Source organism: Cryobacterium sp. PH31-AA6 (genome assembly GCF_030063195.1).
In the GTDB taxonomy this organism is placed as follows: domain Bacteria; phylum Actinomycetota; class Actinomycetes; order Actinomycetales; family Microbacteriaceae; genus Cryobacterium.
Genome location: NZ_JASISS010000015.1, coordinates 58,362 through 83,312, shown reverse-complemented (window position 1 = coordinate 83,312; position 24,951 = coordinate 58,362). Strand labels below are relative to the sequence as shown.

Annotated in this window: 20 protein-coding genes and 2 pseudogenes; 13 read left to right on the top strand and 9 right to left on the bottom strand. The window is 64.3% G+C overall.

Annotated features, from left to right (window positions below; translation table 11 throughout):
* Positions 1-625 precede the first annotated feature (625 nt).
* Positions 626-1,780 carry an ROK family protein gene (locus QMG61_RS11515; protein ID WP_283494468.1) on the bottom strand — a complete coding sequence of 385 codons (1,155 nt, stop codon included), beginning with the start codon at positions 1,778-1,780 and terminating at the stop codon, positions 626-628.
* A gap of 243 nt (positions 1,781-2,023) precedes the next feature.
* Here QMG61_RS11515 and QMG61_RS11510 point away from each other — a divergent pair, with 243 nt between their 5' ends.
* Positions 2,024-4,102 carry a glycoside hydrolase family 3 protein gene (locus tag QMG61_RS11510; protein ID WP_283494467.1) on the top strand — a complete coding sequence of 693 codons (2,079 nt, stop codon included), beginning with the start codon at positions 2,024-2,026 and terminating at the stop codon, positions 4,100-4,102.
* A 15-nt stretch (positions 4,103-4,117) separates the two neighbouring features.
* The gene (locus QMG61_RS11505; RefSeq protein WP_283494466.1) at positions 4,118-4,363 is read left to right on the top strand and encodes an FIMAH domain-containing protein; all 246 of its coding nucleotides are present in this window, start codon (positions 4,118-4,120) and stop codon (positions 4,361-4,363) included.
* Positions 4,364-4,557: 194 nt separating this feature from the next.
* Here QMG61_RS11505 and QMG61_RS11500 read toward each other — a convergent pair.
* Both QMG61_RS11500 and QMG61_RS11495 read right to left on the bottom strand, forming a co-directional pair.
* Positions 4,558-5,888, bottom strand: a pseudogene (locus tag QMG61_RS11500) (IS1380 family transposase).
* A gap of 270 nt (positions 5,889-6,158) precedes the next feature.
* Complete coding sequence (locus QMG61_RS11495) at positions 6,159-6,401, bottom strand: hypothetical protein (RefSeq protein WP_283494465.1); 243 nt, start codon at positions 6,399-6,401, stop codon at positions 6,159-6,161.
* A gap of 635 nt (positions 6,402-7,036) precedes the next feature.
* Between QMG61_RS11495 and QMG61_RS11490 the strand changes: the two are divergent.
* Positions 7,037-7,281 (top strand): annotated as a pseudogene (locus tag QMG61_RS11490) (IS3-like element ISAar24 family transposase); the annotation flags it as partial.
* A gap of 117 nt (positions 7,282-7,398) precedes the next feature.
* On the opposite strand, the gene QMG61_RS11485 reads toward QMG61_RS11490, so the two are convergent.
* Complete coding sequence (locus QMG61_RS11485; protein ID WP_283494464.1) at positions 7,399-8,376, bottom strand: sugar-binding transcriptional regulator; 978 nt, start codon at positions 8,374-8,376, stop codon at positions 7,399-7,401.
* 150 nt (positions 8,377-8,526) lie between these two features.
* Here QMG61_RS11485 and QMG61_RS11480 point away from each other — a divergent pair, with 150 nt between their 5' ends.
* From QMG61_RS11480 to QMG61_RS11465, 4 genes are all read left to right on the top strand, one after another.
* Complete coding sequence (locus tag QMG61_RS11480) at positions 8,527-10,230, top strand: glycerol-3-phosphate dehydrogenase/oxidase (RefSeq protein ID WP_283494463.1); 1,704 nt, start codon at positions 8,527-8,529, stop codon at positions 10,228-10,230.
* A gap of 186 nt (positions 10,231-10,416) precedes the next feature.
* Positions 10,417-11,181, top strand: coding sequence for an MIP/aquaporin family protein (locus QMG61_RS11475; RefSeq protein ID WP_502847034.1), 765 nt, complete (start codon positions 10,417-10,419; stop codon positions 11,179-11,181).
* A gap of 102 nt (positions 11,182-11,283) precedes the next feature.
* Positions 11,284-12,798: a glycerol kinase GlpK gene (gene glpK / locus QMG61_RS11470; protein ID WP_283494462.1), complete on the top strand. Its 1,515-nt coding sequence runs from the start codon at positions 11,284-11,286 to the stop codon at positions 12,796-12,798.
* Between the two features lie 277 nt (positions 12,799-13,075).
* A complete protein-coding gene (locus QMG61_RS11465; RefSeq protein WP_283494461.1) occupies positions 13,076-14,116 on the top strand; it encodes a diguanylate cyclase domain-containing protein in 1,041 nt (346 codons plus the stop codon).
* A 400-nt stretch (positions 14,117-14,516) separates the two neighbouring features.
* Here the strand turns inward: QMG61_RS11465 and QMG61_RS11460 are convergent, their stop codons facing one another.
* Positions 14,517-15,176 carry a Pr6Pr family membrane protein gene (locus QMG61_RS11460; RefSeq protein WP_283494460.1) on the bottom strand — a complete coding sequence of 220 codons (660 nt, stop codon included), beginning with the start codon at positions 15,174-15,176 and terminating at the stop codon, positions 14,517-14,519.
* 581 nt (positions 15,177-15,757) lie between these two features.
* Here QMG61_RS11460 and QMG61_RS11455 point away from each other — a divergent pair.
* From QMG61_RS11455 to QMG61_RS11445, 3 genes are read left to right on the top strand one after another with little or no spacing between them, the layout of a single operon-like run.
* Positions 15,758-16,021, top strand: coding sequence for a hypothetical protein (locus QMG61_RS11455; RefSeq protein ID WP_283494459.1), 264 nt, complete (start codon positions 15,758-15,760; stop codon positions 16,019-16,021).
* 9 nt (positions 16,022-16,030) lie between these two features.
* Entirely contained in the window at positions 16,031-16,570 is a 540-nt protein-coding gene (locus QMG61_RS11450) for an LPD29 domain-containing protein (RefSeq protein ID WP_283494458.1), read from the top strand.
* Between the two features lie 16 nt (positions 16,571-16,586).
* On the top strand, positions 16,587-16,817 hold the full coding sequence (locus tag QMG61_RS11445) for a hypothetical protein (RefSeq protein WP_283494457.1): 231 nt from the start codon (positions 16,587-16,589) through the stop codon (positions 16,815-16,817).
* Positions 16,818-17,123: 306 nt separating this feature from the next.
* On the opposite strand, the gene QMG61_RS11440 is transcribed toward QMG61_RS11445, so the two are convergent.
* Positions 17,124-17,450, bottom strand: a complete 327-nt coding sequence (locus tag QMG61_RS11440) for a hypothetical protein (protein ID WP_283494456.1) — start codon at positions 17,448-17,450, stop codon at positions 17,124-17,126.
* A gap of 299 nt (positions 17,451-17,749) precedes the next feature.
* On the opposite strand from QMG61_RS11440, the gene mobF reads away from it, so the two are divergent.
* On the top strand, positions 17,750-21,559 hold the full coding sequence (gene mobF, locus QMG61_RS11435) for a MobF family relaxase (protein ID WP_283494469.1): 3,810 nt from the start codon (positions 17,750-17,752) through the stop codon (positions 21,557-21,559).
* A gap of 109 nt (positions 21,560-21,668) precedes the next feature.
* Complete coding sequence (locus QMG61_RS11430; protein WP_283494455.1) at positions 21,669-21,845, top strand: hypothetical protein; 177 nt, start codon at positions 21,669-21,671, stop codon at positions 21,843-21,845.
* Positions 21,846-21,924: 79 nt separating this feature from the next.
* Here QMG61_RS11430 and QMG61_RS11425 read toward each other — a convergent pair whose 3' ends face one another.
* Both QMG61_RS11425 and QMG61_RS11420 read right to left on the bottom strand, forming a co-directional pair.
* On the bottom strand, positions 21,925-22,530 hold the full coding sequence (locus QMG61_RS11425; protein ID WP_198418179.1) for a PIN domain-containing protein: 606 nt from the start codon (positions 22,528-22,530) through the stop codon (positions 21,925-21,927).
* 30 nt (positions 22,531-22,560) lie between these two features.
* Positions 22,561-22,998, bottom strand: coding sequence for an excisionase family DNA-binding protein (locus QMG61_RS11420; protein WP_283494454.1), 438 nt, complete (start codon positions 22,996-22,998; stop codon positions 22,561-22,563).
* A 393-nt stretch (positions 22,999-23,391) separates the two neighbouring features.
* Here QMG61_RS11420 and QMG61_RS11415 point away from each other — a divergent pair, with 393 nt between their 5' ends.
* The gene (locus tag QMG61_RS11415) at positions 23,392-23,787 is read left to right on the top strand and encodes a hypothetical protein (RefSeq protein WP_283494453.1); all 396 of its coding nucleotides are present in this window, start codon (positions 23,392-23,394) and stop codon (positions 23,785-23,787) included.
* 49 nt (positions 23,788-23,836) lie between these two features.
* Here QMG61_RS11415 and QMG61_RS11410 read toward each other — a convergent pair whose 3' ends face one another.
* Complete coding sequence (locus QMG61_RS11410) at positions 23,837-24,934, bottom strand: ATP-binding protein (protein WP_283494452.1); 1,098 nt, start codon at positions 24,932-24,934, stop codon at positions 23,837-23,839.
* Positions 24,935-24,951: the final 17 nt, after the last annotated feature.

The following is a 24,951-nucleotide window of genomic DNA, read 5'->3' as shown; positions in this document are numbered from 1 at the left end:
GCCGCCGAGGTTCCGCCGCCACCGGACCTGTAATCAAGGTCGTGAGAGATCCCGTAAACAAGGTGCTGAGACATGGTGTCAACAAAGTCATGAGACAGGTTGTAAACAAAGAGTTGAGACAGCACATACCAACTCGCCGGACTGCCGCTACCATCAAGCGCTACTCGCCAGCCAGTGGCTCCGACCCACACCATTGCTAGCTCTCTTCCGCACGATCTTGGCTCAGCGCCGCCCGACTTGGTGACTTTTAGGGCCTCGAATACTCAGTGGTGCTGAGCCACGCCACCCCTGGTGCTCTTACGCACGATCGGTGGGGCTCAAGCGCACGATCGGGTGGCTCTCAAGGCATCAAATACTCAGTCTTCTTCGGCATCACCCGCTCCGTGATCCTTGACGGCGACTGCAGCACCCAAGGCGGCCGCACGAGGAGATCCAGCGAGGGCGCCTATGATCATGGAGGTCAGCATCATTAGCGAGCCGACCTATATGTGATTTACGATCACCTGGTATGGACAGGCGAGCGGGCTGACCTGGGAGAGCTCTTGACGATCGTCCGTGCCGACGTTTGTCGGCTTTTCGGTCCGAGTGAACCGGTGCGGACGTGCAGCGTTGGCTTGTCCGGTGCTCAAAACGTTCTGCGGGCGGCGAGATAAAGCGCGCCGACGAGTTCGGCTCGGCTTCCGTGTTCTGCCGCTGCAACGGTCATTCCTTGAGCTGTTGCAGGTTGCGCGTACTGGTCGATACCCATTCTGATGCCGGTGAGAAGCACAGGATTGGCTGTTCCGAGTGTGCCGCCGACCACTAAGAGACTGGGGTTGAGCAGGTTGCACAGCGAGGACAAGGCTTGACCCACGGTGCGACCGGCGTCGCTGAAGATGCGGTTCGTGATTTCGTCTGCGAAGGGGAGGCTGTCGATTCGGTCAATGGTGACGCCTTCATGACTGTGCGCTAGCTGCGCGACGACACTGTCGACTGAAACCACTGCCTCAAGACACCCTCGGCTACCGCAGCGACACAGCTCCGCGTTGTTTTCGAGTCGATTGTGTCCTATCTCACCAGCTAACCCTGCTGAGCCTTTGTAGATTCGGCCTCCCAAAATGAGTGCCGCTCCGATACCGTCGGAAATTTTCACATAAAGAACGTCATCATGCCCCGATGCCACACCGCGACGATGTTCTCCGATCGCGCCGAGGACTGCATCATTTTCGACCAGCACGCTGTGCCCCAAGCGCCGCTGTAGCTCCGCAGCCGGATCAAGCCCGACCCAGCCCGACAAGACCGTGGGGGATCGGACCACTCCGCGTTGCGCGTCCACGGGGCCCGGGATACCTGCGACAATCGTTGCAAGATCGCCGACTTCGTATTCTTTACATAACCGGTCGAGAAGCTCGCAGGCCGCATTCATTGCCTCGCGCGCGTGTAAGTCGACATTCAGCAATGTCGTCTCGCTCGCAATCTCGACGCCAGAACCGTCAGCCAGTGCCACGGAAATGTGCTTATGGCCAAAGTCGATACCCGCTACCCATCCCGACAATGGAGTCGGCAGCAGACGCAGAGCTGGTCGACCGCTCCCCGATCCCTTACCTTTCGCGAGAGGGTCGACCTCCACCACACGGCCTTCGCGTAAAAGCCTACGCACTAGGAACGTAACACCGCTTGGGGACATCGACGCCGCTGCGGCCAGTTCTGAACGAGAAAGTCCCTCGGGGGCAAGCCGAATACGGTCGTAGAGGTCTTCAAGGGCCCTATCTCGCGGGGCGACAGCTCTGACATCGATCACCTGCCCAGCATAGGGAATGTGGGGACGCCAAAGATTCTTTTATGCGAAGAATGGTCAAAAGAACATTAGAAATGCGGTCTTTCAGGCATTGACTGACGGCAGGATTCGCGGTTTACTTGCGCCACCCTCGTATTTCGTGATTCTTCTGCGCGAAGCAGTGAAGACGCCAGGGTGCGTGCGTCCGGGTCGGAGATGATTCGGGAGAGTTGGATCAATCCTGTAATGGTGTCAGAGAGGACAACCGTGAATCAGATCAGCAATCAAGGGCGACGTGACGGGAGGGTCGAAAAGACCGCTATCACGCGACCCGCCAACCCGACACCAGCGAAGGGCCACCACAAAGATCGTCGCCCGCGCGCTCGCTTGCGCCTGCGGGCGGGGACCGCGGTACTGGCCCTCGGCGCCCTAACCGCGTCGCTCGCGGTCACGGCTGCGCCGGCCGCGGCCGAGACGCGCCAGGCCACCCTGTCGACCCGATCGGCGGTGATAATCACGACGGATGGGCTGCAGTTCCGTGACCTTGACCGCGACGGCCGCCTCACCCCCTACGAAGATTGGCGGCTGACGCCGAAGAAGCGGGCGGCCGACCTGCTGGGCCGCATGACCGTCGCAGAGAAGGCTGGGCTACTCGTGCACGGCACGCTGCCAGTCTCCGGGACCTCCTACCGAGAGACCTTGGCAGGAAATCTCGGAGATCTGATAGGCATGCGCAAGATGACGTCCTTCGTCACCCGCCTGTCGACAACCCCGTCTAATATCGCAATTGCCAGCAACCGGGTGCAGGAGATCGCCGAGAACCAGCGGCTGGGGATCCCCGTGGTCATCTCCACCGACCCGCGCAATGGATTCTCGGTCGCGGAGGGTCAGACCGTGGCGCGCAACGGCACCACCGCGATGCCGGACGCAACGGGACTGGCGGCCACGAGTGACCCCGAGTTGGTGCGCCAGCTCGCCGACATCATCCGTCAGGAGTACCGCGCTGTCGGTATCACCGAGGCGCTCTCACCGCAGGCGGACATCGCCACCGAGCCCCGCTGGGCGCGCATCAACGGCACGTTCGGCTCCGACCCCAAGGACGCCTCCACGTTCGTCGAGGCATACGTCGAGGGAATGCAGGCGGGCTCAAAGGGCCTGTCCCCCCAGAGCGTGGCTACAGTGACCAAGCACTGGGTTGGCTACGGCGCCGCGGAGAACGGCTTCGAGAGCCACTACTACTTCGGCCGCTACGCGACATTCCCCGGCAACAACTTCGCCAAGCATCTCGTCCCGTTCAAGGGTGCCTTCAAGGCCAACACCGCCGGGATAATGCCCACCTACTCGATTCTCAAGGACCTGGTCTACAACGGCACCACGGTCGAGCAGGTCGGCGCCGGGTTCAACTCATTCCTGCTGCAAGACCTGCTGCGCGACGAGTACGGCTTCAAGGGCGTCATCGTCTCAGACTTTGGCATCACCGGCACCTGCACGGCCCGCTGCCTGGTGAACGCGCCGCCGGCGTCCCACATCGGAGGAGATTGGGGTTCGGCCAAGCCCTGGGGAGTTGAGGGCATGTCGGTCCTCCAGCGGTTCGTAAAGTCGATCAACGCTGGCGTGGACCAGATCGGCGGCTCCAACGAACCCTCGTACGTCGTCCAAGCCTTCGAGCAGGGTCTGCTGACAGCAGCACGGATCGACCAGTCTGCGCAACGCGTCCTCCAGCAGAAGTTCGAGCTCGGCCTGTTCGAGAACCCGTACGTCGACGCCGCTGCCGCCGCCGCCATTTCCGGCAGCGCCCCGTTCGCTGCCGTCGGCGACGCGGCCCAGGCCAAGTCCCTGACGCTGCTGACGAACAATGACCAACTGCTGCCCGCCGCACCCGCCAGTAAACCCAAGGTCTGGTTGTCTGGCGTGGCCGCATCCGCGGCGACGGCCATGGGATATACTGTGGTCACAGACCTCGCGCTGGCCGACCTCGCCGTTGTTCGGCTCAGCGACCCCCAGCAAGGCGCCTACTCGAGGGACCTAAACTTCACCGGCCTCGAGGCGGGCTACCGAGCGCTCCAGGCGGCCGTGGACGCCGGGGTCCCGACTGTGGCGGTGCCGAAACTCGACCGGCCGCTCGTGCTGACGAACGTCGTCGATCGCGCCGACGCCGTGCTGGCGAACTACGGGGTTTCGGACACGGTCCTCATGCAGACGATCGCCGGGCAGCGGCAACCGGGAGGCAACCTGCCGTTCGAGTTGCCGCGTTCGATGGCGGCCGTCCTGGCCCAGCTTTCCGACGTGCCCGACGACAGCGCCGACCCGCTGTTCCCGGTCGGGTTCGGGCTGCAGTACGACTGACCGACGATCGCCTCTTTGAGCGCGATGTTCCAGTCCTACCGGGACTCCATGGCCAGGCGCGGACCGATCAGCCCGCGCCTGGCCGCGAACCTCTCGGCCGCGCAGCGATTCACCGACCGGGGCCGCACGGCTCAGGCAGCCCAGGAGATGCAGCAGTTCCTCGACCGCCTGGCCGACGTCCCCGCCAATAGTTACGTCTCGCCCGCCGCGAAGGCGGCCCTTCAAGAGGAGGCGCGCGCCGTCCTCGATGGGATGCGCTGACACAACGGTGCCGTCGTTCTCGTCGGAGGTTCGCAGGAGTGAGCGCGCGGGTTCAGCCTCAATCCACCGACTGGCTGGGGTTGGGAGGCGTTTTCTGATGTGAGTGACTGCGGCGCGCTGGGGCGTGCTTGAGCGCTGAGCCTCGCTGCTCGTGGTGTTCCGCTGGGGTTCCAGGTCGGGTCGGGGCGGGCGGGTCAGGTCGGGGTTGGGCTTGGGGGTGCGAAGACGTGGTCGAAGAGGTGGGTCCAACCGGTTTCCCAGGGCCAGTTCTCGGGCAGGTGCAGCGTGACGCGCCGGGCGGAGGACGCGATCCTGGCGGGGATGTTGATCAGTTTTCGGCGGATGGTCGCCGCCCGGGCCCGGGCCAGGCCGGTGCCGGCGGTCACCGCGGCGGCGCGGGTGAGGTTGAAGGCGATCACGGCCAGGACCAGCCAGGCCGCGTTTGCCGCGAACACACCCGAGGGCAGGTGGGCCAGGGCGCTGCTCTTCAAATCGGAATTCACGAGTTCGATGGCCGCGTGGGTGCGGTGGGTTGTGTCGGCGGTGACGGTGTCCAGGGTGCTGGTGGTGAAGAACGCGTGGAAGCGGTGCAACGTGAAAAGGGTGCTCTGGCCGGAGAGTTTGTGTTTGTTCAGCTCCGGAATCCGGCGCACGACGAGGCGACCGCTGATGTGGTCCGTCTTTTTCGTGAGGTGAACGCGGTGTAGGGGATCTCGGCGACCTCGGCGTCGGAGATCCAGGTTCGGGTGTCCTCGTCGTAGATCGCGTGGGTGTACTTGATCGGCGTCCACCCGGCCGCCGGGATGGCCGCGATCGCTTTCCTTACGGCGGAATCCAGGCGGGCGGTCACGGAGACGTCCGCGCCGCCGGCCAGGGCGGCGTGGATGGCCGCGAAGGTGTAGAACGCGGAATCGGCGCGAAACAAGACCCGGGCGGTCTCCATCCCGGGCAGGCGGCGGAGGCGTTGGGCGAGGATGATCGGGGCGCCGGTGACTGTTTTCAGTGTCGCGAGGATCGCGTTGAACCCGCGGACCCCGGAGTAGCCGAAGCTGGCGCCTTGTTTTTGGTGCCCGTGGACCTCGATGATGGTGTCGTCCACGTCCAGGAATACGTAGTCGTCGCCCGGTTCTGGAGCAATTAGCGGGCTCAGGGCGGCGAGGCTGATCAGGAACCGGGAGGCGACCGCATCAAGCTGACGCACATGCCCGAACGTGAACGCGCGCAAGAACGACCCCAGCGTCGACGGCGCGTAAAGGTGGGCGAAGAGTTTGCGCATCCCGCCGTGACGGAGCACGGCCATGTCATCGATGGCGTCCGCGCCAGCGACCATCCCGGCAGCCAGTGACGCGACCTTCAGCCCGGCGTTCGCGCCCTTGTCCGTCGGCACGCTCAACCACTTGTCGGCCAGGCGCCGCAAGCCTGCCTTCTCGGCCAGTTTCATCGCGGGTACCAACCCCGCCGACGACACGAGATTGGAATCGTCGAAGACGTACGCCACGGCCCGGGTGGTGTGGGAAACTTGCATCTAAGAGATGCCTTCCTATTCAGTAAAATAGTTCCTTCGATAAGTACTATTATCCCTGATAAGAGAGGCATTCTCTGTTTAACGCGCCGCTAGATTTCAATCCCAATCGGTGGATTGAGGTTCAGTCATCCCGGGGTCATCAGGCGTGGGAAGACCCGGTCCGGGTGAACGCCTGCTCCGGCGGAGCGCACTAGTAGTACTTGGTTAGGTTGGTCCGGCACGTTGGTGGCAGTGGGGGCAGTGGCAGAGGATCTGGATGACCAAGTACTACTAGTTGGGAACGTCCGGTTCCGCAGCAGCGTCGTGCACGTCCTCTACGTACTGGTACGCGATCGGTTCTTCGGTGACATTCCCGAGCTGGAATACCCGGCGTACGGTGGCGCCTTCTTCATCCACCTCGAGGGTGACGGTCTGCTGGTAGCCGCCGTCGACGAAGGCCAGTTCGCGTTCCGTGCCTGACGCGATCGGGTTGGCGCCATAGAAGATGGCGCGGTAGGTGGTCTTCTCGTTCATGATCTCCCCATCTGTTTTCGTCAGGTCTTGCCGTTCGGGTTGCCCCGCCACGGTCGTCGGCTCGCTGCAGACAGACTACGACGGACTGATATTTTTGCACAGGGCACCGCAGGGAGATGCCGCATGGGCTGAAGTTGCGTAGATCGAGTCGAGAAGCGCCACCGGTGCCGCTATCGTGCGGCCGCGTGCGCTTCGCACGATTGATGTGCTCGCCGATGTCGCTCGGTCTTTGATCGCGTCGGCGGGATTCAATCGAGCGGCCGCTGCGGCGGGGATGAACGTGATGATGAGGCCGAGTGCTGCGCCAGCAGCGCCGGTAGTGGGGCTGAACGATACGAATCACCCATCTGAACAGTGGGGCTCACCCGCGCCACAGGTGGTGCTCACTGAAGCGAATATTCACAGGAGAGCCGGATTCTTTCGCTATTTAGTGGCGGCCACCGACACATCGGTGTGTCACAGAGGGATCGTTTTGGGGACGATTGGCTCCGGTGTCATCAGCTGATGATGGTGGTATCTTCACCGCCAGCTCGTTCAGGAGAACGGTATGGTTGACGCCGGGTGTGGGGGTCGGGGCCTGGAACCAGCCAACGGTAGGCGCGAGCAGCACCAGTTGTGGTCACCCGGTCCTCGATGGCGTCATGCACACCGACCATGGAGTGCAGTTCACCTCTTGGGCATTCACGAAAAAACTCCGCGCCTCGGGCCTGATGCCTTCTTTCGGAACTGGCGGCGACGGCTACGACAACTCGATGATGGGGATGTTCTGGTCAAGCATGCAGATCGAGTTCCTCAGCCGGAAGAAGTGGCGCGACGAGTTTACCTTGCGAACGCCATGTCCGAGTAGATCGAGATCTTCTACAACCGGCAGCGACGCTACTGAAAAATGGGATACGTCACCCCGATCGAGCACGAGCTGTGCTTCGAGAGCACATTCATCCCCGCGTGATGCCGTCAGGGGTTGCAGTGGTTGCAGTGATTCCAATTCTGGTGCTGTTCAGGTGCCGGCGGAGACTAGTTCCCTGGCCGTTCCCTCGTCGATGTAAAGGTCGGTGATCACCCGGGCGGTGAGGGCGCCGCGGAGGCTGGGCAGCTTCGAGCTACCGGAGACGACACAGATCCGGCGCGGGGTGCGGCGCAACACAGCGAAGTCCGGTCCGGTGCTGCGCTCGTTCAGCGGGATTCCGTCGGTGGAGCCGTCGGCGCGGAAGAAGACCGTGGCCACGTCGCCGACGACGCCGTCGCGACTGAGGGCGTCGTAGTCTTCGTCGTCGAGGTACCCGCCGGCGTAGACGTGACTGGGGACATCCGAAAACGGGGAGCCGAGTCCGAACAGGGCCACGTCCATCCGGCCCTGCATCTCGAGCAGCCGGGTGACGCCGCGCTCCCGCCAGAATGCCCGCCGGGTCGCCGGGTCGTCGAAGAACGCCGGCACGGGGAAATGCTCGACGCGGGCGCCGAACGCGTCGCCGAAACGGCGCAGGATCTCGCTGGTGTAGTCGAGGCCGGTCGTGCTCATGTTCCCGGCGCCGTTGAGCTGCACGATCTGCGAGTTGTGGGTGGGTTTCGGGGTCACGTGGCGGCTGATCGCGTTCATGGTCGAGCCCCACGCGATCCCCATCGTCATGTTCGAATCGAAGAACTGCCCGAGAATCCGTGCAACCGAGAGAGCCACCCGCTCCAGCCGGTCGACGTCGCTCGTGTGATCAGCGACCGGTACGACGTGCGCGGCGACCTGGTGACGATCGAGGATGAGACGCTCCAGCCGGCTGGTGGCGTCGAGGGGCGAGCGCACCTGGATGTTGACCAGACCGGTGGCCCTGGCCTGGCTGAGCAGGCGAGAAATTGAGGATCTGGAAGTTTTCAGCTCGTGGGCGATGGCATCCATCGTCAGGTCCTGCAGGTAGTACAGGTGGGCCGCGGTGAGGGCGTCATTGGTCCGGTCGGACAGCAATGGATCGTTCGGAATAGTCATTCGCGCTCCTTGCACATATGTTCATACAGCTTGACGGTTTGAGTCGAACTCATCAAGCTTCTGGCTCAGGAGGTTTGCCCCAGTGCAAATCGACGACGAGCCGGCGGTGGACTCCCCACAGCTGCGACCCCACAATGAAGTGAGCGAACAGTGCAGAACACAGCGATCGCGGCCCAGACCGCCGTGCAGGCCGATCCCCGCGCGCGGGTCCTCATCATCGGGGCCGGCATCAACGGCATCGCCACCTTCCGTGACCTCGCGCTGCAGGGCGTGGACGTGGTCATCGTGGACAAGGGCGACTACGTCTCGGGGGCATCGGCCGCCTCCTCGCACATGATCCACGGCGGGGTGCGCTACCTGGAGAACGGCGAGTTCCGGCTGGTGAAGGAGTCGGTCGAGGAGCGCAACGGCCTGCTCAAGATCGCTCCGCACTACGTCAAGCCGTTGAAGACCACGGTGCCGATCTTCTCCACCTTCTCCGGGGTGCTGACTGCTCCGCTCCGCTTTCTCACCCACCGGCAGGGGGCGGCGCAGGAGCGCGGCGCCCTGCTGATCAAGGTCGGCCTCACCCTGTATGACTCCTTCTCGCGCGACGGCGGCAGCGTGCCCCGGCACGAGTTCCGCGGGGCGAAGGAGTCGCTGCGCCAGCTGCCCCGGCTGAACCCTTCGCTCAAGTACACGGCCACCTACTACGACGCGTCGATGCACGACCCGGAGCGCCTCGCCCTCGACGTGCTCGGCGACGGGCTCGCCGCCGGCCCGCACGCCCGCAGCGCGAACTACGTCGAGGCCATCGGGATGGATGCCGACGGCGTGCGCCTGCGCAACACGGTCACCGGCGAGGAGTTCGCCTTCCAGGCTGACGTCGTCGTCAACACCTCCGGGCCGTGGACGGACCTCACCAATGCGGCGCTGGGCCAGGCCAGCGCCTACATGGGCGGCACCAAGGGCTCGCACATCGTGCTCGACAACCCCGAACTGCTTGCCGCGACCGGCGGGCGTGAGATCTTCTTCGAGCACAAGGACGGCCGCATCGTGCTGATCTACCCGCTTGCCGGCCGGGTGCTGGTCGGCACGACAGACCTCGAGCACGACATGACGCAGCCGGCCCGCTGCACCGAAGACGAGGTCGACTACTTCTTCGAGCTGGTCACGCACGTTTTCCCAGATGTCGCCGTCGACCGGTCGCAGATCGTCTTCCGGTTCGCCGGGGTGCGCCCGCTGCCCCGGCACGACGATGAGCAGCCCGGTTTCGTGTCCCGCGACTACCGGATCGAGTCCCGCCCACTCGGCGACCGCCCCGGCACGCTGCTCAGCCTGGTCGGGGGCAAGTGGACAACGTTCCGTGCCCTCGCCGAACACCTGAGCGGCGATATCCTCGGCCTGCTCGGCCTGCCCCGGGTGGTGTCCACCGTCGGGCTCTTCATTGGCGGCGGGCGTGACTTCCCGATGACGGATGCCGCCCACCAGGTCTGGATCACGGCGCACGGCGACGAGGTGGGGGCCCCGCGCGCTGCCACCCTGCTCACCAGGTACGGTACCCGTGCCGCCGACGTGATCGGCTGGCTCACCGAGGAAGCCGATGCCCCGCTGGCCAACCACACCGACTACAGCCGGCGGGAGATCGAGTACCTGGCCGCCACGGAATCCGTGATGCACCTGGTCGACCTCGTCCTCCGCCGCACCAGCCTGGCCTTCCGCGGCGAACTCAGCCTTCCGCTGCTCGATGAGCTGGCGGCCGTTCTCGCGCCGGTGCTCGGCTGGGATGCGGCCACCCGCGAGAATGAGGTCGCGCTCACCATGACAATGCTCCGCGAGACGCACGGGGTTCAGCTGTCGGCCGTGTCGGCCTAGATCGACTGACCTGCCGGCTGACTTCCCGGCCCGCGCTGCGCCCGCAGCGCGAGCCAGAGCCGCACGGGCGGGTACGCAAGACCGCACTTCCCGCCGGGTCAACTCGACAGATTTTTCATGATCCGTCTTCTGCCGGATCAATCAGTTCCACCAACCAAATCCACCAAATAAAGGAGTCAAATCAAAGTGGACAATCTCGGTATCGTATTTCTGTCGGAACTGGTGGGCACCGCCCTGCTGGTCCTCCTCGGCTGCGGAGTGGTCGCCAACGTGGCCCTGGCCAAGAACAAGGGCCTGGGCGGCGGCTTCCTCATGGTCACCATCGGCTGGGGACTCGCGGTCTTCTCCGGTGTCATCGTCGCGTACAACTCCGGCGCCCACCTCAACCCCGCTGTGACGCTCGGCCTGGTCGCCAACGGTGCCACCGAGTTCGGTTCCGGTGTCCCCGTGAACGCCATCTCCGTCCTGACCTACATCGGGGCGCAGATGCTCGGTGCCTTCCTCGGTGCCGTCTTCTGCTGGTTGGCCTACAAGCAGCACTTCGACCAGGAGCCGAACCCGGCCAACAAGCTGGGCGTGTTCTCAACCGGCCCGGCGATCCGGTCCTACGGCTGGAACCTCGTCACCGAGATCATCGGCACCTTCGTGCTGGTGTTCGTGGTGATCGCATTCGGCGGTGGGCGCCAGGGCGAAAGCGGCGGGCTTGCCGCCCTCGGCCCTCTACCGGTTGCGCTGCTGGTCATCGTGATCGGTACCTCGCTCGGTGGTCCGACCGGGTATGCGATCAACCCGGCCCGTGACCTCGGGCCTCGGATCGCGCACTTCCTGCTGCCGATCAAGGGCAAGGGGCCCTCGGACTGGGCCTACTCGTGGGTTCCAATCGTGGGCCCGGTCATCGGCGGGCTGCTCGCCGGCTGGTCCTCCGCGGTCCTCCTGCCCATCCTGGCCTAGCCAGGGACCGGCGCCGCGGCATCCGCCGACGGATGCCGCGGCACGCTCGGCACGCAATTCGCACACTCAACCTGAACCGCACGATCAACAAAGGAGTTATCAATGGCCCAGTACATCATTGCCATCGACCAGGGGACGACGAGTTCCCGCGCGATCATCTTCGACAAGGCCGGGTCGATCGTCTCGACCGGCCAGCTCGAGCATGAGCAGATTTTCCCCCAGGCCGGGTGGGTCGAGCACGACCCGATGGAGATCTGGAACAACACCCGTGAGGTGATCGGCCAGGCTCTCTCCAAGGCCAACCTCACCCGCCACGACATCGACGCCGTCGGCATCACCAACCAGCGTGAGACCGCCGTGGTCTGGGATCGCACCACCGGTCTTCCCGTCTACAACGCCATCGTCTGGCAGGACACCCGCACCCAGCCGATCGTCGACCGGCTCGCCGCCGACGGCGGCGTCGAGCGGTTCAAGAAGCAGGTCGGCCTGCCGCTGGCGACCTACTTCTCCGGTACCAAGATCGTCTGGATCCTCGAGAACGTCGAGGGTGCCCGGGAGAAGGCCGACGCCGGCCAGCTGATGTTCGGCACGACCGACTCGTGGGTGCTCTGGAACCTGACCGGCGGGCTCGAGGGCGGCGTGCACGCGACCGACGTCACCAACGCCAGCCGCACCATGTTCATGGATCTGGAGACCCTGGCCTGGGACGACGACATCCTCGCCGCGTTCGACGTGCCCAAGTCGATGCTGCCCGAGATTCGCTCCTCCTCCGAGGTCTACGGTCACGCCAGCGAGCACAGCCTGCTGCGCGAGACACCGATCGCGGGCATCCTCGGCGACCAGCAGGCGGCAACATTCGGTCAGGCCGCGTTCGACCAGGGTGAGGCCAAGAACACGTATGGCACCGGTAACTTCCTCATCTTCAACACCGGCACCGAGATCGTGCAATCCAAGAACGGTCTGCTCACCACGGTCGGCTACAAGCTCGGCGACGAGGCGCCGCACTACGCGCTCGAGGGTGCGATCGCCGTCACCGGGTCACTCGTGCAGTGGCTTCGCGACAACCTCGGAATCGTCGGCTCTGCCGCCGAGATCGAGGCGCTGGCCCTCTCGGTCAAGGACAACGGCGGAGCCTACTTCGTGCCGGCGTTCTCCGGCCTGTTCGCGCCGTACTGGCGCGCCGATGCCCGCGGCGCCCTGGTCGGTCTGACCCGGTTCGTGAACAAGGGTCACATCGCCCGGGCCGCGCTCGAGGCGATCGCGTACCAGTCCCGGGAGGTGCTGGACGCGGTCAACGCGGACTCCGGCGTTCCGCTGACCGAGCTCAAGGTCGACGGCGGGGCCTCGGCCAACGACCTGCTGATGCAGTTCCAGGCCGACATCCTCGGCGTATCCGTCGTGCGTCCGGTCGTGGCCGAGACGACGGCGCTCGGCGCCGCCTACGCGGCCGGCCTCGCCGTGGGTTTCTGGAGCAGCCTCGACGAGCTCCGCGCCAACTGGCAGGAAGACGCCCGCTGGGAGCCGCAGATGGATGTCGCCGAGCGTGACCGCCTGCTGCGCAACTGGAAGAAGGCCGTCACCAAGTCCCTCGATTGGGTCGACGAAGACGTCCTCTAGCCCGCCATCTGCTCCACCCGAACCAACTGCTCGACCTGCTCAACGGAAACCCGGCGCCCACCCCAGGCCGCCGGGTTTCCGCCAGCCAGCCCTCATCAGCATTGATCAGGTCAAAGCAAATGCCCGGAATCGCCGCACTGGGTGCCATCAACCCGTGTTGCAAAGAACGTTTGAATCTGACCTTCACCGGGAAATTCATTCAGTGTCGTAGAATTGCGGTCGTGAAGATCGACCACGAGTGTCCGAGTGAGTCCTCGGCGAACCGGAGGATTTCGCCATGGCGGTGTCAGTGATCTCGTCTATGGATGGCTTGGACCGATTCGATGGTGTGATCACAGGGGTGCGTAATCCGCTCAGGCTCAAGGCTGTCGCTGACGCAGACCTGGTGGGCCACTTGGGTGACGCTGATCTGGATGCGGTGGTTGCCACCCTGCGTCTGGCCTGTGGGTCGCCGATCGTTGTGGTGAACATCGTGAGTGCTAACCGGCAGACCTATGCGGCGGAGGTTGGTGTCGGGGCAGAATGCACCTCGGTACCGGACGCACTGTCCTTTTGTGCCGAGGTGGTTGACACGGGTCGGGCCATGACAGTCTCCGATGCCGCCGCGCATCCCATCTACTCCCAGAACCCGATGGTGCTCAGCGGCGTCGTCGGTGCATACGCGGGCGTCCCCCTTGTCGATAACGGCGCGGTTCTGGGCAGTGTGGCAATCTTCGATGGCCATGCGCGAGTGTTCTCCGCTGAGGTTCTGGATATTCTTCGTCATCAAGGGAAACTGGCTGGGTCTGTGCTCGCCTTGCGCCGGTCGGCCCGCATGGACGTGCTGACCGGGTTGCCCAACCGTGCCCTTTACGGTGATCGCCTCGCCGGGGCTCTGGCGCGACTTGAGCGCGGCGGTGGAATGGTCTGCGTGATGTATCTCGACATTGATGACTTCAAGATCATCAATGACACTTTCGGGCATGGTGGGGGCGACGACGTCCTTGTCGAGCTTGGGAGGAGACTGACTAGTGCGTTGCGTCCCGCCGATACGGTGGCGCGCTTCGGTGGGGATGAGTTCGTGATCTTGTGCGAGGACCTCGGTAGCGTTGACGATGCCGAACATTTGGCGGCTCGGGTGGTGGCCGCGACCATCGAGCCATGGGAGATCCAGGGCCGGTTCATGCCGGTCCACGTGAGTATCGGTTTCGCCGTGACGGACTCGGCTAGTGCTGAGCCATCAGCGTTGCTCGGTGATGCCGACGCCGCTATGTATTTGGCGAAGAAGGTGCCTGGCTCCGCCTCGGTGTTGGCGGCCGGTTGGCGAAGAAAGCTGTAGTGGCATCATCATTGAGAAGTTTCAAATAGTCGGTCCTGAGGATGCGGACGGAGGAGTGAGGCACGCGCCGCCTGCAGAATGCCAAGCCGCCGCGGGCGGCTCTTGATCCCTCGATCACCACGGTGCACGTGCGGTCAATCCGGCCGACCACTGGTCGCGGGGTGGCAAAACCTGACTCCGCGCCGAAAGTGCAGACCACAGACAACACTCACCTCGTGTCGAGACTCCGGGTACAGGACGACGACGACCTGGTCGCTTGTGTCCGACTCGATGCGTTTCGATAGGTCGGTCTGCCATCCGCGTAAGAGCGCCGTTCCACCGGTCGGTAGGTTTTCGAGTCGTTGGATGTTCCGAGGCGTGGGGACTGCCCCGGTTGGGTTGACTTGTTGGCGAGAACCGCTTAGGGCTGCCCGGTCAGGGACGCTGAGGGTGCTGCTGGTTCTTGGGTTCTGTTTCGCGGGAAATGGCTTGCCCAGAACACCAGTGACCCGAACCCGAGCACCAGGACGGCGATCAGGGCAACGTAGATGAGTACGGAGCCGTATCCGGTCGCGGGGTCCAGGAACGGATAGGGAACCCAGCCGTCCGTGGCGCCGCGCAGCAGGACAACCGCTGACCAGATCAGTGGATAGAGCAGAACAAGCCACAGGTGGCTGAACGCGAGCTTGGCTCGGTCCGTGAAGACGAGCCAGTCCACGACGACGTAGATGGGCACCACAATGTGCAGCACCGCGTTGGCCCACGGCAGCGGTACCCCGCCGGCGGCGCCGAGCGGCGCCAGGAGGAGTGCGTAGACGATGCCGACGATGATCATGTACGTCGTCACTGCTGCGCGGGCGATGACGAGCCATCGGCCCTGCCCTGTGCCGCGGACTGCGGACACCACAGCAACGATGTAGACGATCGCTGTGAGTAGGTTCGACTGCAGTGTGAAGAACCCGAAGAAATTGAAGGGGTTCAGGGCCACCCGGGAGGCGACATCCGCTGCGGTGCTGATGACCGCGGTGAGGATGAGGCCGGCGATAACAAGGCGTAGGGCGGTGGCGGTGCGGTTCATCATGGCCCTGCGCTTTCATCCCACGGTGTGTGCGACAACTCTAGATGACAACCCTTCCTTGATCTGTTGATTCGCAATCCGACGATTCACCGAACTGAGGAATGGCCTCACCGGCTCGATCGATATCGCAGGTCGCGGCGGTCACTTGCCGCTGCCAATAGCTGCCACTGCTCGACATCCCCACGTTCCTCAGGACGCCCCGGTAACTCACCGGACAGAGACATCTCGGCCCGACTCACCGACGGCGCTTCGGTTGCCGGAGGGGGAGCGCCCGAAGGATCCGGTCCCATGCCGGCACCATATCCACCGCGACAGATACCCGTTCTTGAGGTGGCAGAAAGACGCAGTCCTGGTGCCCGACTGTGTAGCGCGGCGCACGGCATCTTTGTTGCTTTTCGTCTGAGGGATTGTTCACTGCGTGCTGCCGGCGTCAAGCCGTCGTCACAGTTTCGGCAAAAACTTCTTCCCCCGCTTTGCTCCTCCATAACTTTTGGCCTGCAACCGTTCCTTGGGGCTTGACCCCGACAGCACTCCATGAGGGCGGAAAAACCGCCGAAAGGCAAAAAAAATTTGGAGGAGAGAAAATGCTTGAACAGACACAGACCCCCGCACACAAAACGGCTCCCGTTGACGTTGAGTGGAAGATCCGCCACCTGACCAGTTCGATCCGCAGGCGCGAACGCACCCTTAACTGGGACGGATACGCCACGCCCCACACCCCCGAGAACCCGGAAGTCGTCGCCGCGCGCACTGCCGCCCAGCTCGCCCGAATCGCGGAGCTCCGCACCCGGCTCGCCCACTGGGAAAACGTCCGGGCCAACCAGCCGACCACCGCGCTGAGCAACTGAGGAGATACGATGATGACGGATTACATCAGCACCAAGGACACCGCGAAGTTGGTTCGGGTGGCGTTGAAGAACTCGTTTCCCGGCGTGAAGTTCAGCGTCCGGATGAGTACCGGCACCGCGTCCGCGTGGATGAACGTGTCGTGGAGTGACGGACCTACTGACCGGCAGGTGGGCGCGGTGACCGGCCACTACGAGGGCCGCAAGTTCAACGGGATGACGGACGGGTACGACGACCAGGGGTCCGCGCTCGTCGCGTTCGACGGTGAGGACATGCCCCGGGTCGTGCGGTACTCCTGCGACGGGATCAACACCCACCGTGACTACACGGCCGCCGGATACCGGGTCGCGCAGCACCTCATCAGCACCAACAGCGACCACACAGACCTGGTCCTGTTCACCCCCGAGGGCGAGCCCATCACCGATGCCCCCGTGCCGCAGGGGATCTACGTCGCCGGGCACTTCCACGACTACATCTACAGCCCCGTGCACATCGCCCAGGTCATCCTGCAGCGCGTCGACCTCACGACCGTGACCGCGCCCACCCGATAGACCAGGAGAACCAGCAATGAACACACCCACCATTGTTGCCAGCAGCGACGCCGCCGCGGCTGCGCGTTTCGTTGACGTGTTCGCGGCCGCGGACTTCGCGGGCGACGTGGGCCCGCGGATGACTTGCACTGAAGTGGACGCCCTCGCCGGGATGCACCGCGCCGTCGGCGCCGACACTGCCGCTAACACCTGGGTGACGGCACACGCCGCAGAAGACCACGAAGGAGACGACCACCACCAAGCCTGATCATCGAGCTGCCCCCCTTGACCACGCGATCAAGGGGGGCTTTTTCGACACCCCAGCAACTCACCAACCGCGGCAATCGTTGATGACGGTTGGGGTTGATTCTGCACAGAGGACGGCGTCGATGGTAGCGGCGCCGTCCCGGAACCTGGAAACGACGAGCGACCGGGCAGACTCTTCGCGCACACCCGTTGGGCGGACCGCGCGGCACTCTCCGGTGAGACTCTGGCGGGACAGAGCGGGCCTAGGTGATCGAGCAAGGAGGACCATACGAGCCGGGCTGGCGGACCCGGCGAGAGCTCAAGTGCTTCAGAGGGTAGGGGTCTTCTTGACGTCACGCAGTGCGAGGCCGAGGCGGCCGGCGACTTCGGCTTTGGGGGTTCCGAGTTCGAGCATGGACGCGATGACCGCGCCTGCTTCTGTCCGGGCGGCTGCGCTCTGCTTCGCTGCGCGTTCCTGGATGGCGGCGACTTCCGCCTGTGCTGTCGCGTCGATCTCGTCGAGGGAGTCAGTGGCCACGAAGTAGTCAGTGGCGAGCTGCTCGAGCTTGTCTTCTTTCGCACGGAACTCTGCCGCCTTCTCGCGTGCGCGAGAGCGGGCGGCAGTCTGCCTCGCAGACTTACGTACATCAGCCATGGGTGTACCCCTTTCGTGGGTGAAGAATCCATTATGCGTGAGTCCCGCGCGCATGATCACCCGCCACCACCACCACAGGGAGGGCGCCCGCTTTCGCAGGGTGGCGCGCGTTCAGTCACGAGTACTGCACTGCCTGCTCTGTCGGCTCGATAGCCACTATCTGCATCCACCCGTCGTCCAGAACCTCAGCTGCCAGGCATCCCAATCTTTCGATCGTGACCACCCTGCATCCTCATTCTTCGTATAAGTATTTGTCACACCTCTGGCATTAGTTATAGACGAGGTAAAGTGATCGGGTGATGACTATGCATATCCTCTCTGCGGGAGATGGGTATGTGTACTACACGAGCGAGACCGTGACCGGTGATGTCAAGCGTGAGAGCGGCCGTGAGCTGGGCGATTACTACACCGAGGATGGCAACCCTCCCGGTGTCTGGGTCGGCGGGGGACTGGCCGCACTCGGCGTCTCCGGGGTCGTCACCGAGGAGCAGATGAAGGCCCTCTACGGAGAGGGTTTGCACCCTGACGCCGAACGCATCATTGCTGACGCGCAAGCCTCGGGTAAGACCGTGGGGGAGGCGACGAAGGCCGCCAAGCTCGGCCGCTCGTACTACGGGTACAGCACCGACGGCACGGACCTGTCCGCGAAAATCGCCGCCGGCTACACCGACTTCACCAAGGTCAACGGGCGCGAGCCGAACGTCGCCGACCGGCGCGCAATCCGCACGCGGGAGGGTGGCCTGGCGTTCCGGGACGCGAAGGGTCGGCCGCCGGCTGACAAGGAAGAACTGGGCCGGTTCATCACGGCGGCGACGCGTCCGACGCAGCAGGCTGTGGCGGGTTTTGACCTGGTGTTCTCGCCCGCGAAGAGCGTGTCCGTGCTGTGGGGTCTCGGCGACGAGGACACCCGGAAGACGATCGAGGATGCGCAGGCGACTGCGATCGCCGACACCGTGAAGTACCTCGAGCGGGAAGCGATCGCGACGCGTGCGGGCACGAACGGGGTCGCACAGATCGACGTCGAGGGCGGCCTGGTCGCGACGCGGTTCCGTCACTACGATTCCCGCAACGGTGACCCGCAGTTGCACGATCACCTGGTCGTGGCGAACAAGGTCAAGGGTGTCGATGGGAAGTGGCGCACGATCGACTCCAAGCTCCTGCACCGACAAGGCGTAGCCGCATCGGAGTTCTACAACCAACGCGTCATGGACGAAGTCACCACTCGCCTGGGCCTGTCCACGGAGCTGCGGGAAGTCACCCCGGGTAAGCGCCCCGTGGTCGAGATCGCCGGTGTTGACGAGCGCCTTACCGCACAGTTCTCGACCCGGTCCGCGGACATCAAAAAGGTCATCGGGCAGCTCGAGAAGGACTACCGGGCTGTTCATGGGCGGAGCCCGGACGCGGTCGCCCGGATCAAACTGGCCCAGCAGGCCACCCTCGAGACCCGCCCCGTCAAAGTCCACGCCCGCTCCCTCGCCGGCCTCCGTGCCGAGTGGGCCGCGAAGGCCGCCGAACGTGTCGGTGCCGCCACCGTCACGAACCTGCTGAATGATGCCCGCGCCGCAGCGCCGGCCGCCCGAAGCAGGCCGGGGGAGCCGCGGGTGGTGGATGTGGACCGGGCTGCTCGTGAGGTGGTGTTGACGGTGTCGGAGCATCACGCGGTCTGGGGTCCGCACATGATCGAGGCCGAAGCCCGCCGCTGGGTCCAGAAAGAAACCAGCCTCGGCCCGGTACCCGAAGGCACGGTTGAGCTGATCACCCGGCGTGCATTGGAGACGGACTCGATCGCGGTGACCCCGCCCGCCCCGCACGGTTCCTTCGAACCGTTGACCCGCCGGGACGGGTCGAGTATCTACGAGCACAAGGGCCGCATGCTCTTCACCTCCACCAGCCTCCTCACCGCAGAAGACACCCTCCTGGCCGCGGGCCGCACCCGCACGATCGCCCCCGTCACGGTGGCCGAGTTCGACCGGACGGCCGCCCGGCACACCGGCCCATTGGACGCCGGGCAGCGGGCACTGGCACTGGAGTTCACGACCTCCAGCACGCTCCTCGTCGTCGGCACCGGGCCTGCCGGCGCCGGGAAGACCACCGCCCTCGCGTTGGCCGCCCGCGCCACCGAGCAGGCCGGCGGCCGGCTGATCGGGTTGGCCCCGTCCGCGACGGCCGCCGCCGTGTTCCGCGACGCCGTCCAAGTCCCGTCGGCCACCATCCATTCTTTTGTGCGCGCGTACGACACCCACGGGGACGCCACCCCGGACAGCCGCCACCCGGACGAGTTGAAGCTGCGCGCGGGGAACATCATCGTCGTCGACGAGGCCGGCATGGCCGGCACCCTCAACCTCGCCAAGGTCACCAGCATTGCGGAGCGGCACGGCGCGCACGTGCGCCTGATCGGGGACGACCGGCAGCTCGCCGCCGTCGAGTCCGGCGGGGCGCTGCGCCTCCTGGAACGCGAAGTCGGGTCCGTCAAGCTCGAGGAGATCCACCGGTTCACGTCCCCGGCCGAAGCCGAAGCGACCCGGCAGCTGCGGGACCCGGCGACGGTGGGGGACCCGTTCCGTTGGTACGTGGACAACAACCGGGTCACCGGTGGAAGCATCGACCGGATGACCGACCACGTCTTCGCCGCCTGGCAACACGACGACGAAACCGGCAAGAACGCCGTCATGCTCGCCCAACAAAACGTCACCGTCACCGACCTCAACACGAGGGCCCAGGCCTACCGGATGGGCGCCGGCCTCGTCTCCGGACGCACGTCGTCGCAGCTGCGCGACGGGCTCGCCGCGTACCAGGGTGACCGGATTGTGACCCGGCTGAACGATGCCACCCTCCGCACCGGGCGTGGCATCGACCGGGTCAAAAACGGTGACGTCTGGATCGTGGCGAAGGTGCAAGCCGACGGGGCGTTGACCGTCACCCATGCCGGGCACGGCGGCCGCATCACCCTCCCGGCCGAGTACGTGCAGAAGAACGTCGAGCTCGGCTACGCGTCCACCATTCACCGGGCCCAGGGCATGACCGCGGACACCGCTCACGTCCTCGCCGACTCCTCTACCTCCCGCGAACTTGTCTACGTCGGGTTGACCCGGGGGAAGGAAGCCAACCACCTCTACGTGGAGACCGAAGACGCCCAACCCATGAGCGACGTCCTGGCCAGCATCGCAGGCCACAGCGACGGGATGCTCTCCGCCACCGAAACCATCCGCGCCGAACAAACCCGCGTCGATGACCTAGTCACCCTCATCGACCAATACGGCGACGTCGCCGAACGCGCCAACACCATCCGCTTCACCCAACTCGTAGGCCACACCCTGGGGGAGCAGTATGCCGGGAAGCTCACCAGCTCTGATAGCTGGGGCGCCGTCACCGCCGCCCTCACCCGCGCCGAAATCATCGGCCTTGATCCGGTCAGTGTCCTGCGGGACTCGTGGAACGAACGAGAACGCGGCACCGCCGACGACGTCGGCGCCGTCCTCTCCCACCGGATGGAACGACGCATCGAAACCGCCCCCGCCGACCAGGCTCCGGCAGTGGCCGAGCGCCCTGCAGTACCGGCGTGGATTGCCGATCATCGGGTGCTCGATGCCGCCGGCACCGACCCCGCGTGGCGGGACCACCTCGCGGAGCGGTACGAGTACTTGGCTGTTCGCCTCGGGGAACGCGGCACGGGGATCGCCGCCGAACGGCCCGAGTGGGCGCTGCAGCTCGGCGCAGTTCCGGCCGAGGGCACCCGCAGGCACGAGTGGGTGCGTCTCGCCGCCGAAGTCGACGTGTTCCGCGACCGGTACAAGGTCGACCCGACCCAAACTCTGGCCGTCCCTGAGGCGTACCGTGAACGCGGTGTTGGTGCGGAGCTTGCGGCCCGCGTAGCGGCCCTGCAGGAGAAGCAGACTCAGGGCACTCCACCGAGCACGCCCGAGGCGGTTCGGCAGAAGCCGGCCACCGCGTTGGACGCGATGCGCGCCGCGAACAGGGCCACTGCCGACCGGCAGCGGGAGGCGCAGCACGCCGCGGGACTCACCGTCAAGGCCCGCCAGGCCGTGCGCGGTGACCAATCGACACGGGCTGACGACCCGCGCACCCGGGATGAGGGCCGCGAACGGTAAATCACTCACCGGGAAAAGCTCCTGCGGGTGCGATGCCTGGTGAAATTTCCATTGCGATCACACAGTCGGAGAGATACCGTCAGGGGACCCTCGCAGAAGGAAGCCCCCAATGAACCCCAACCCCGAGTCCGAGTCCGACGGCGAATACACCGACACGGAACCTGAAGCCGACGCGACGACCCCAGCTGACGACCGTGCCACCACCGACTCGGACGTCGAAGGCGAGTACACAGATAGCGACACCCCCAACGAGGCCAACCCCCAGGACACCCAACCGCGGACCTAGAATCTGATCGAGTTCTGCTGGCCCCGACCCCGCTGAATTGCTTGTACCTTCCGGTGTCGACCCCTGATCAGAAGGTCGGCTACCGCCGTCCCACGGTGCGGCGAGTCTTCCGGTTGCCCATTCCGGTTAGTTTCTCAACGTGCTTCTCCACACGTTTGGCAAATTCAGGACAGCCTGCGTCGGCCAAGGCCACGGCAAGGGTCTTCCTGGGTCCGGGCTTCTTGCTCCAATAGCTGATTTGGTTTGCCGTTACCCGTTCCACATGCCAGCTGGCGGAGTCGTCCACGAGAATGAAGAAGTCATCGCAATTGAAGACTTCGTAGGGGTCGTCGTCTGAACCAACGAACCCGGAATCGTTGGTCAGCAGGATGTTAGCTCGGCTGGCGATTGCAGCAGCGTGAACGTGTCTGTCATGTGGGTCGCGCCCCGAGTAGGGGATCGTCGCGTCATAGTCACCCACAAGCTCGTCGATGGAATCCGTGATCTTTTTTCTGAGATCAGTGATCACTCCGCCAGCCATGGTGGGGTTGTTTCGCCGAAGTCGGTACTCGGTTTCGGCCAGGACATCTTCCGTCGTGTGGATTTGAAACATGCCTTCAGTTTCGCTTCGCAGAAGGAAAAGCCAGTCGCGAAGGCTTCGGCTGTAGAGAACGTTCGCGTCGACGAAAACTCTCTGGATCAGCACCTAATAAACGTACAGGCTGGCGGAGGGGGTTCAGTCGAAGGCGTCTCCGGCACGGCGTAGATCCTCAACAGCCTGAACGCGAGCGCCTTGCCGGTGGGCGCGAAGCTCAAGGACGTCGCTGCGCATAAGCCGAGTGTGTGAGCCGACCTTCTTTGTCGGAAGCTCTTTGCGGGCAATCATCTTCATCAAGGTGGGACGAGAAACGCCAATGACTTGAGCTGCGACGGTAGTCGACAGTTCTTCTGGAAGGGAAGTGGTCGTGAGGGTGCCGTCGGCTGCGATGCTTTCGACAACATTCACGATGAAACGTGCCAGGTTCTTCTGTAGGAGGACTTCCGTGCCGTCCTCGAGAGTCATTGTCACGCTTCCGACCTGACGGTCGTGTGCTTCAGAAACCAAGTGGGAAGCTTCCAACTGAACGACTTCGTCGACAATTTGACTACCCGTAAGAATGGCCGTTCCTGCCATGAGCGCTCCAATCGAGTTGGCCTAGCTGCTTACCCGTCGTCGAATTCTAGACAGGTTGCACTTATAAGTGCAACCCTAGCAACTCGTACATCATTCCTTTTGAGCGCGGCAGTGGGAACGACTTATCCCTGGAGCCGGTCACTTCAGACCATTCGATATTGCTGTGCATCGTCGGCTGCACGACGGATGATCTGGGCACTTTTGAATTTGCCGTTGCAGCGTAATTCGGGAGACCCATCAGCAGAATATGCGAAAAAGCGCATTTATTACTTGACGTAATAACTATTATCGGTCATATTGGGTGTTATATCGTCTGTGATATTGCTTGTGATATTGGCAGTGAAACAGTAATGATTCTTGCTGCCGCGCCCGTGACACGGAAGACTGGTGGGCATGCGTACTTCTGCCTCCGCCTCGCCGTCAGGCCACCGCGCTTACGAGGACTCTGTGCGGCTGGACACCGGCGGGATCGTCACGGGTCTACGCGAGATCCTCGGCGCCCAGCTCGTCGCCTACCTGGGCCGGGTGTCGAACACACGCTCCGTCCGTGAATGGGCGGACGGTTCGCGTGCACCTGGCGCGGACGTCGTCCAGCGGCTACGCACCTCTTATTACGTGGCCGGCATTCTGATTGAACGGGAGAGGGCGAAGGTAGTCCAGGCGTGGTTCCAGGGCATGAACCCGGAGTTGGGCGATCAGTCGCCCGCTGCGCTGTTGCGTACTGAGCCGCTCGACGCAGTGGGCCCGAAAGTCATTGCTGCCGCCCGGTCCTTTGCCGCCCACGGATAGCCGGTGGGCTCGCCGCCTCGCCGACGCGCTGTGAGGCTCACTGGGTGGCTTAGTCCGTGGGCTTGGAGCTGAGATAGCGGCGTAGGCCGGGGATGGCGAAGTCGACTTTGCCGTATCCGGCCGACTCAATGAGGCCGGCGGCTAGGAGCCGTGTCCGGTAGTTGGCGACAAGGTTTGTCTTGGCACCCAGCCGTTGACCGATATCGCCGGTGGACGACGGCCCTGTGTCCTTGGCCATAGCATGCAAGAAATCCATGTCTTTGGGAGAGGCGGTGGAGAGAGCAGCCTCGATCACGGTGCGTGCGTTGCGTCGGTGGGCGGCATCAATAGCCCTACCGACAGCGTCCTCGTCGAGGGCGCCCTCGTGTTTTTCGGCTTCCCGCCAGAGGAAGTAGCCGACCAGCTGGATGAGGAATGGGTATCCTCCAGTGGCTTCCGAGGCTTGCCGGACGAGGGCTGGTGAGATGTTGAATGCCGCTGCCGCGAACGTCTCGGCGAATGACGCCTCCACGTCCCTGACCGTGGCGGCGTGCAGATCGATCTTGTCGGCGCGGCGGAGGAACGTCGCCACGCCTTCGTTGAGTAGGTCCGACACTGCGGCCGGTAGGCCAGCGAAGACCAGCCCGATGGGTAGGCGGTCCTGGATCAGGTGCTGGACACTGGCTGCCAGCTGAGCCAGTTCAGCACGGTCAGCGGCGTGGATTTCGTCCACGGTGATGACCAGGCCGGTGCCACGGCTCTGGAGGAGCCGGAGGAGTTCTTCGGCGACGTTCCGCCAGGCGACCTGGCGTTCGGGCGGGAGCTCGGTCGTGAGGCTGAAGCCGGCAGCGGAGACACCGATGATCTTGCGTCCTTGCGGCCCGTTGCCGAGTTCTTCGGCCAGTTGGCGCATGGATTCACCGATCCTGCCCATGAAGCCACCGGTGGCCGTCTCGGAGATCACGGCCCAGCCGTTCTCTCGGGCCAGGTCGTGGGCGGCACCGAGCATGACGGTCTTGCCGATGCCACGGGCACCGGTGAAAATGGTGAGGAGCCCCGGCGCCCCGGATCCCAGGCGTAGGCCGTAGGCGAACTCGTCGAGAAGGCCGGCACGGCCGATGATCTCGGGTGGTGTCGCTCCGGCTGAAGGCCGGAATGGGTTCTCCATGGTGGATCCCTTGTGAG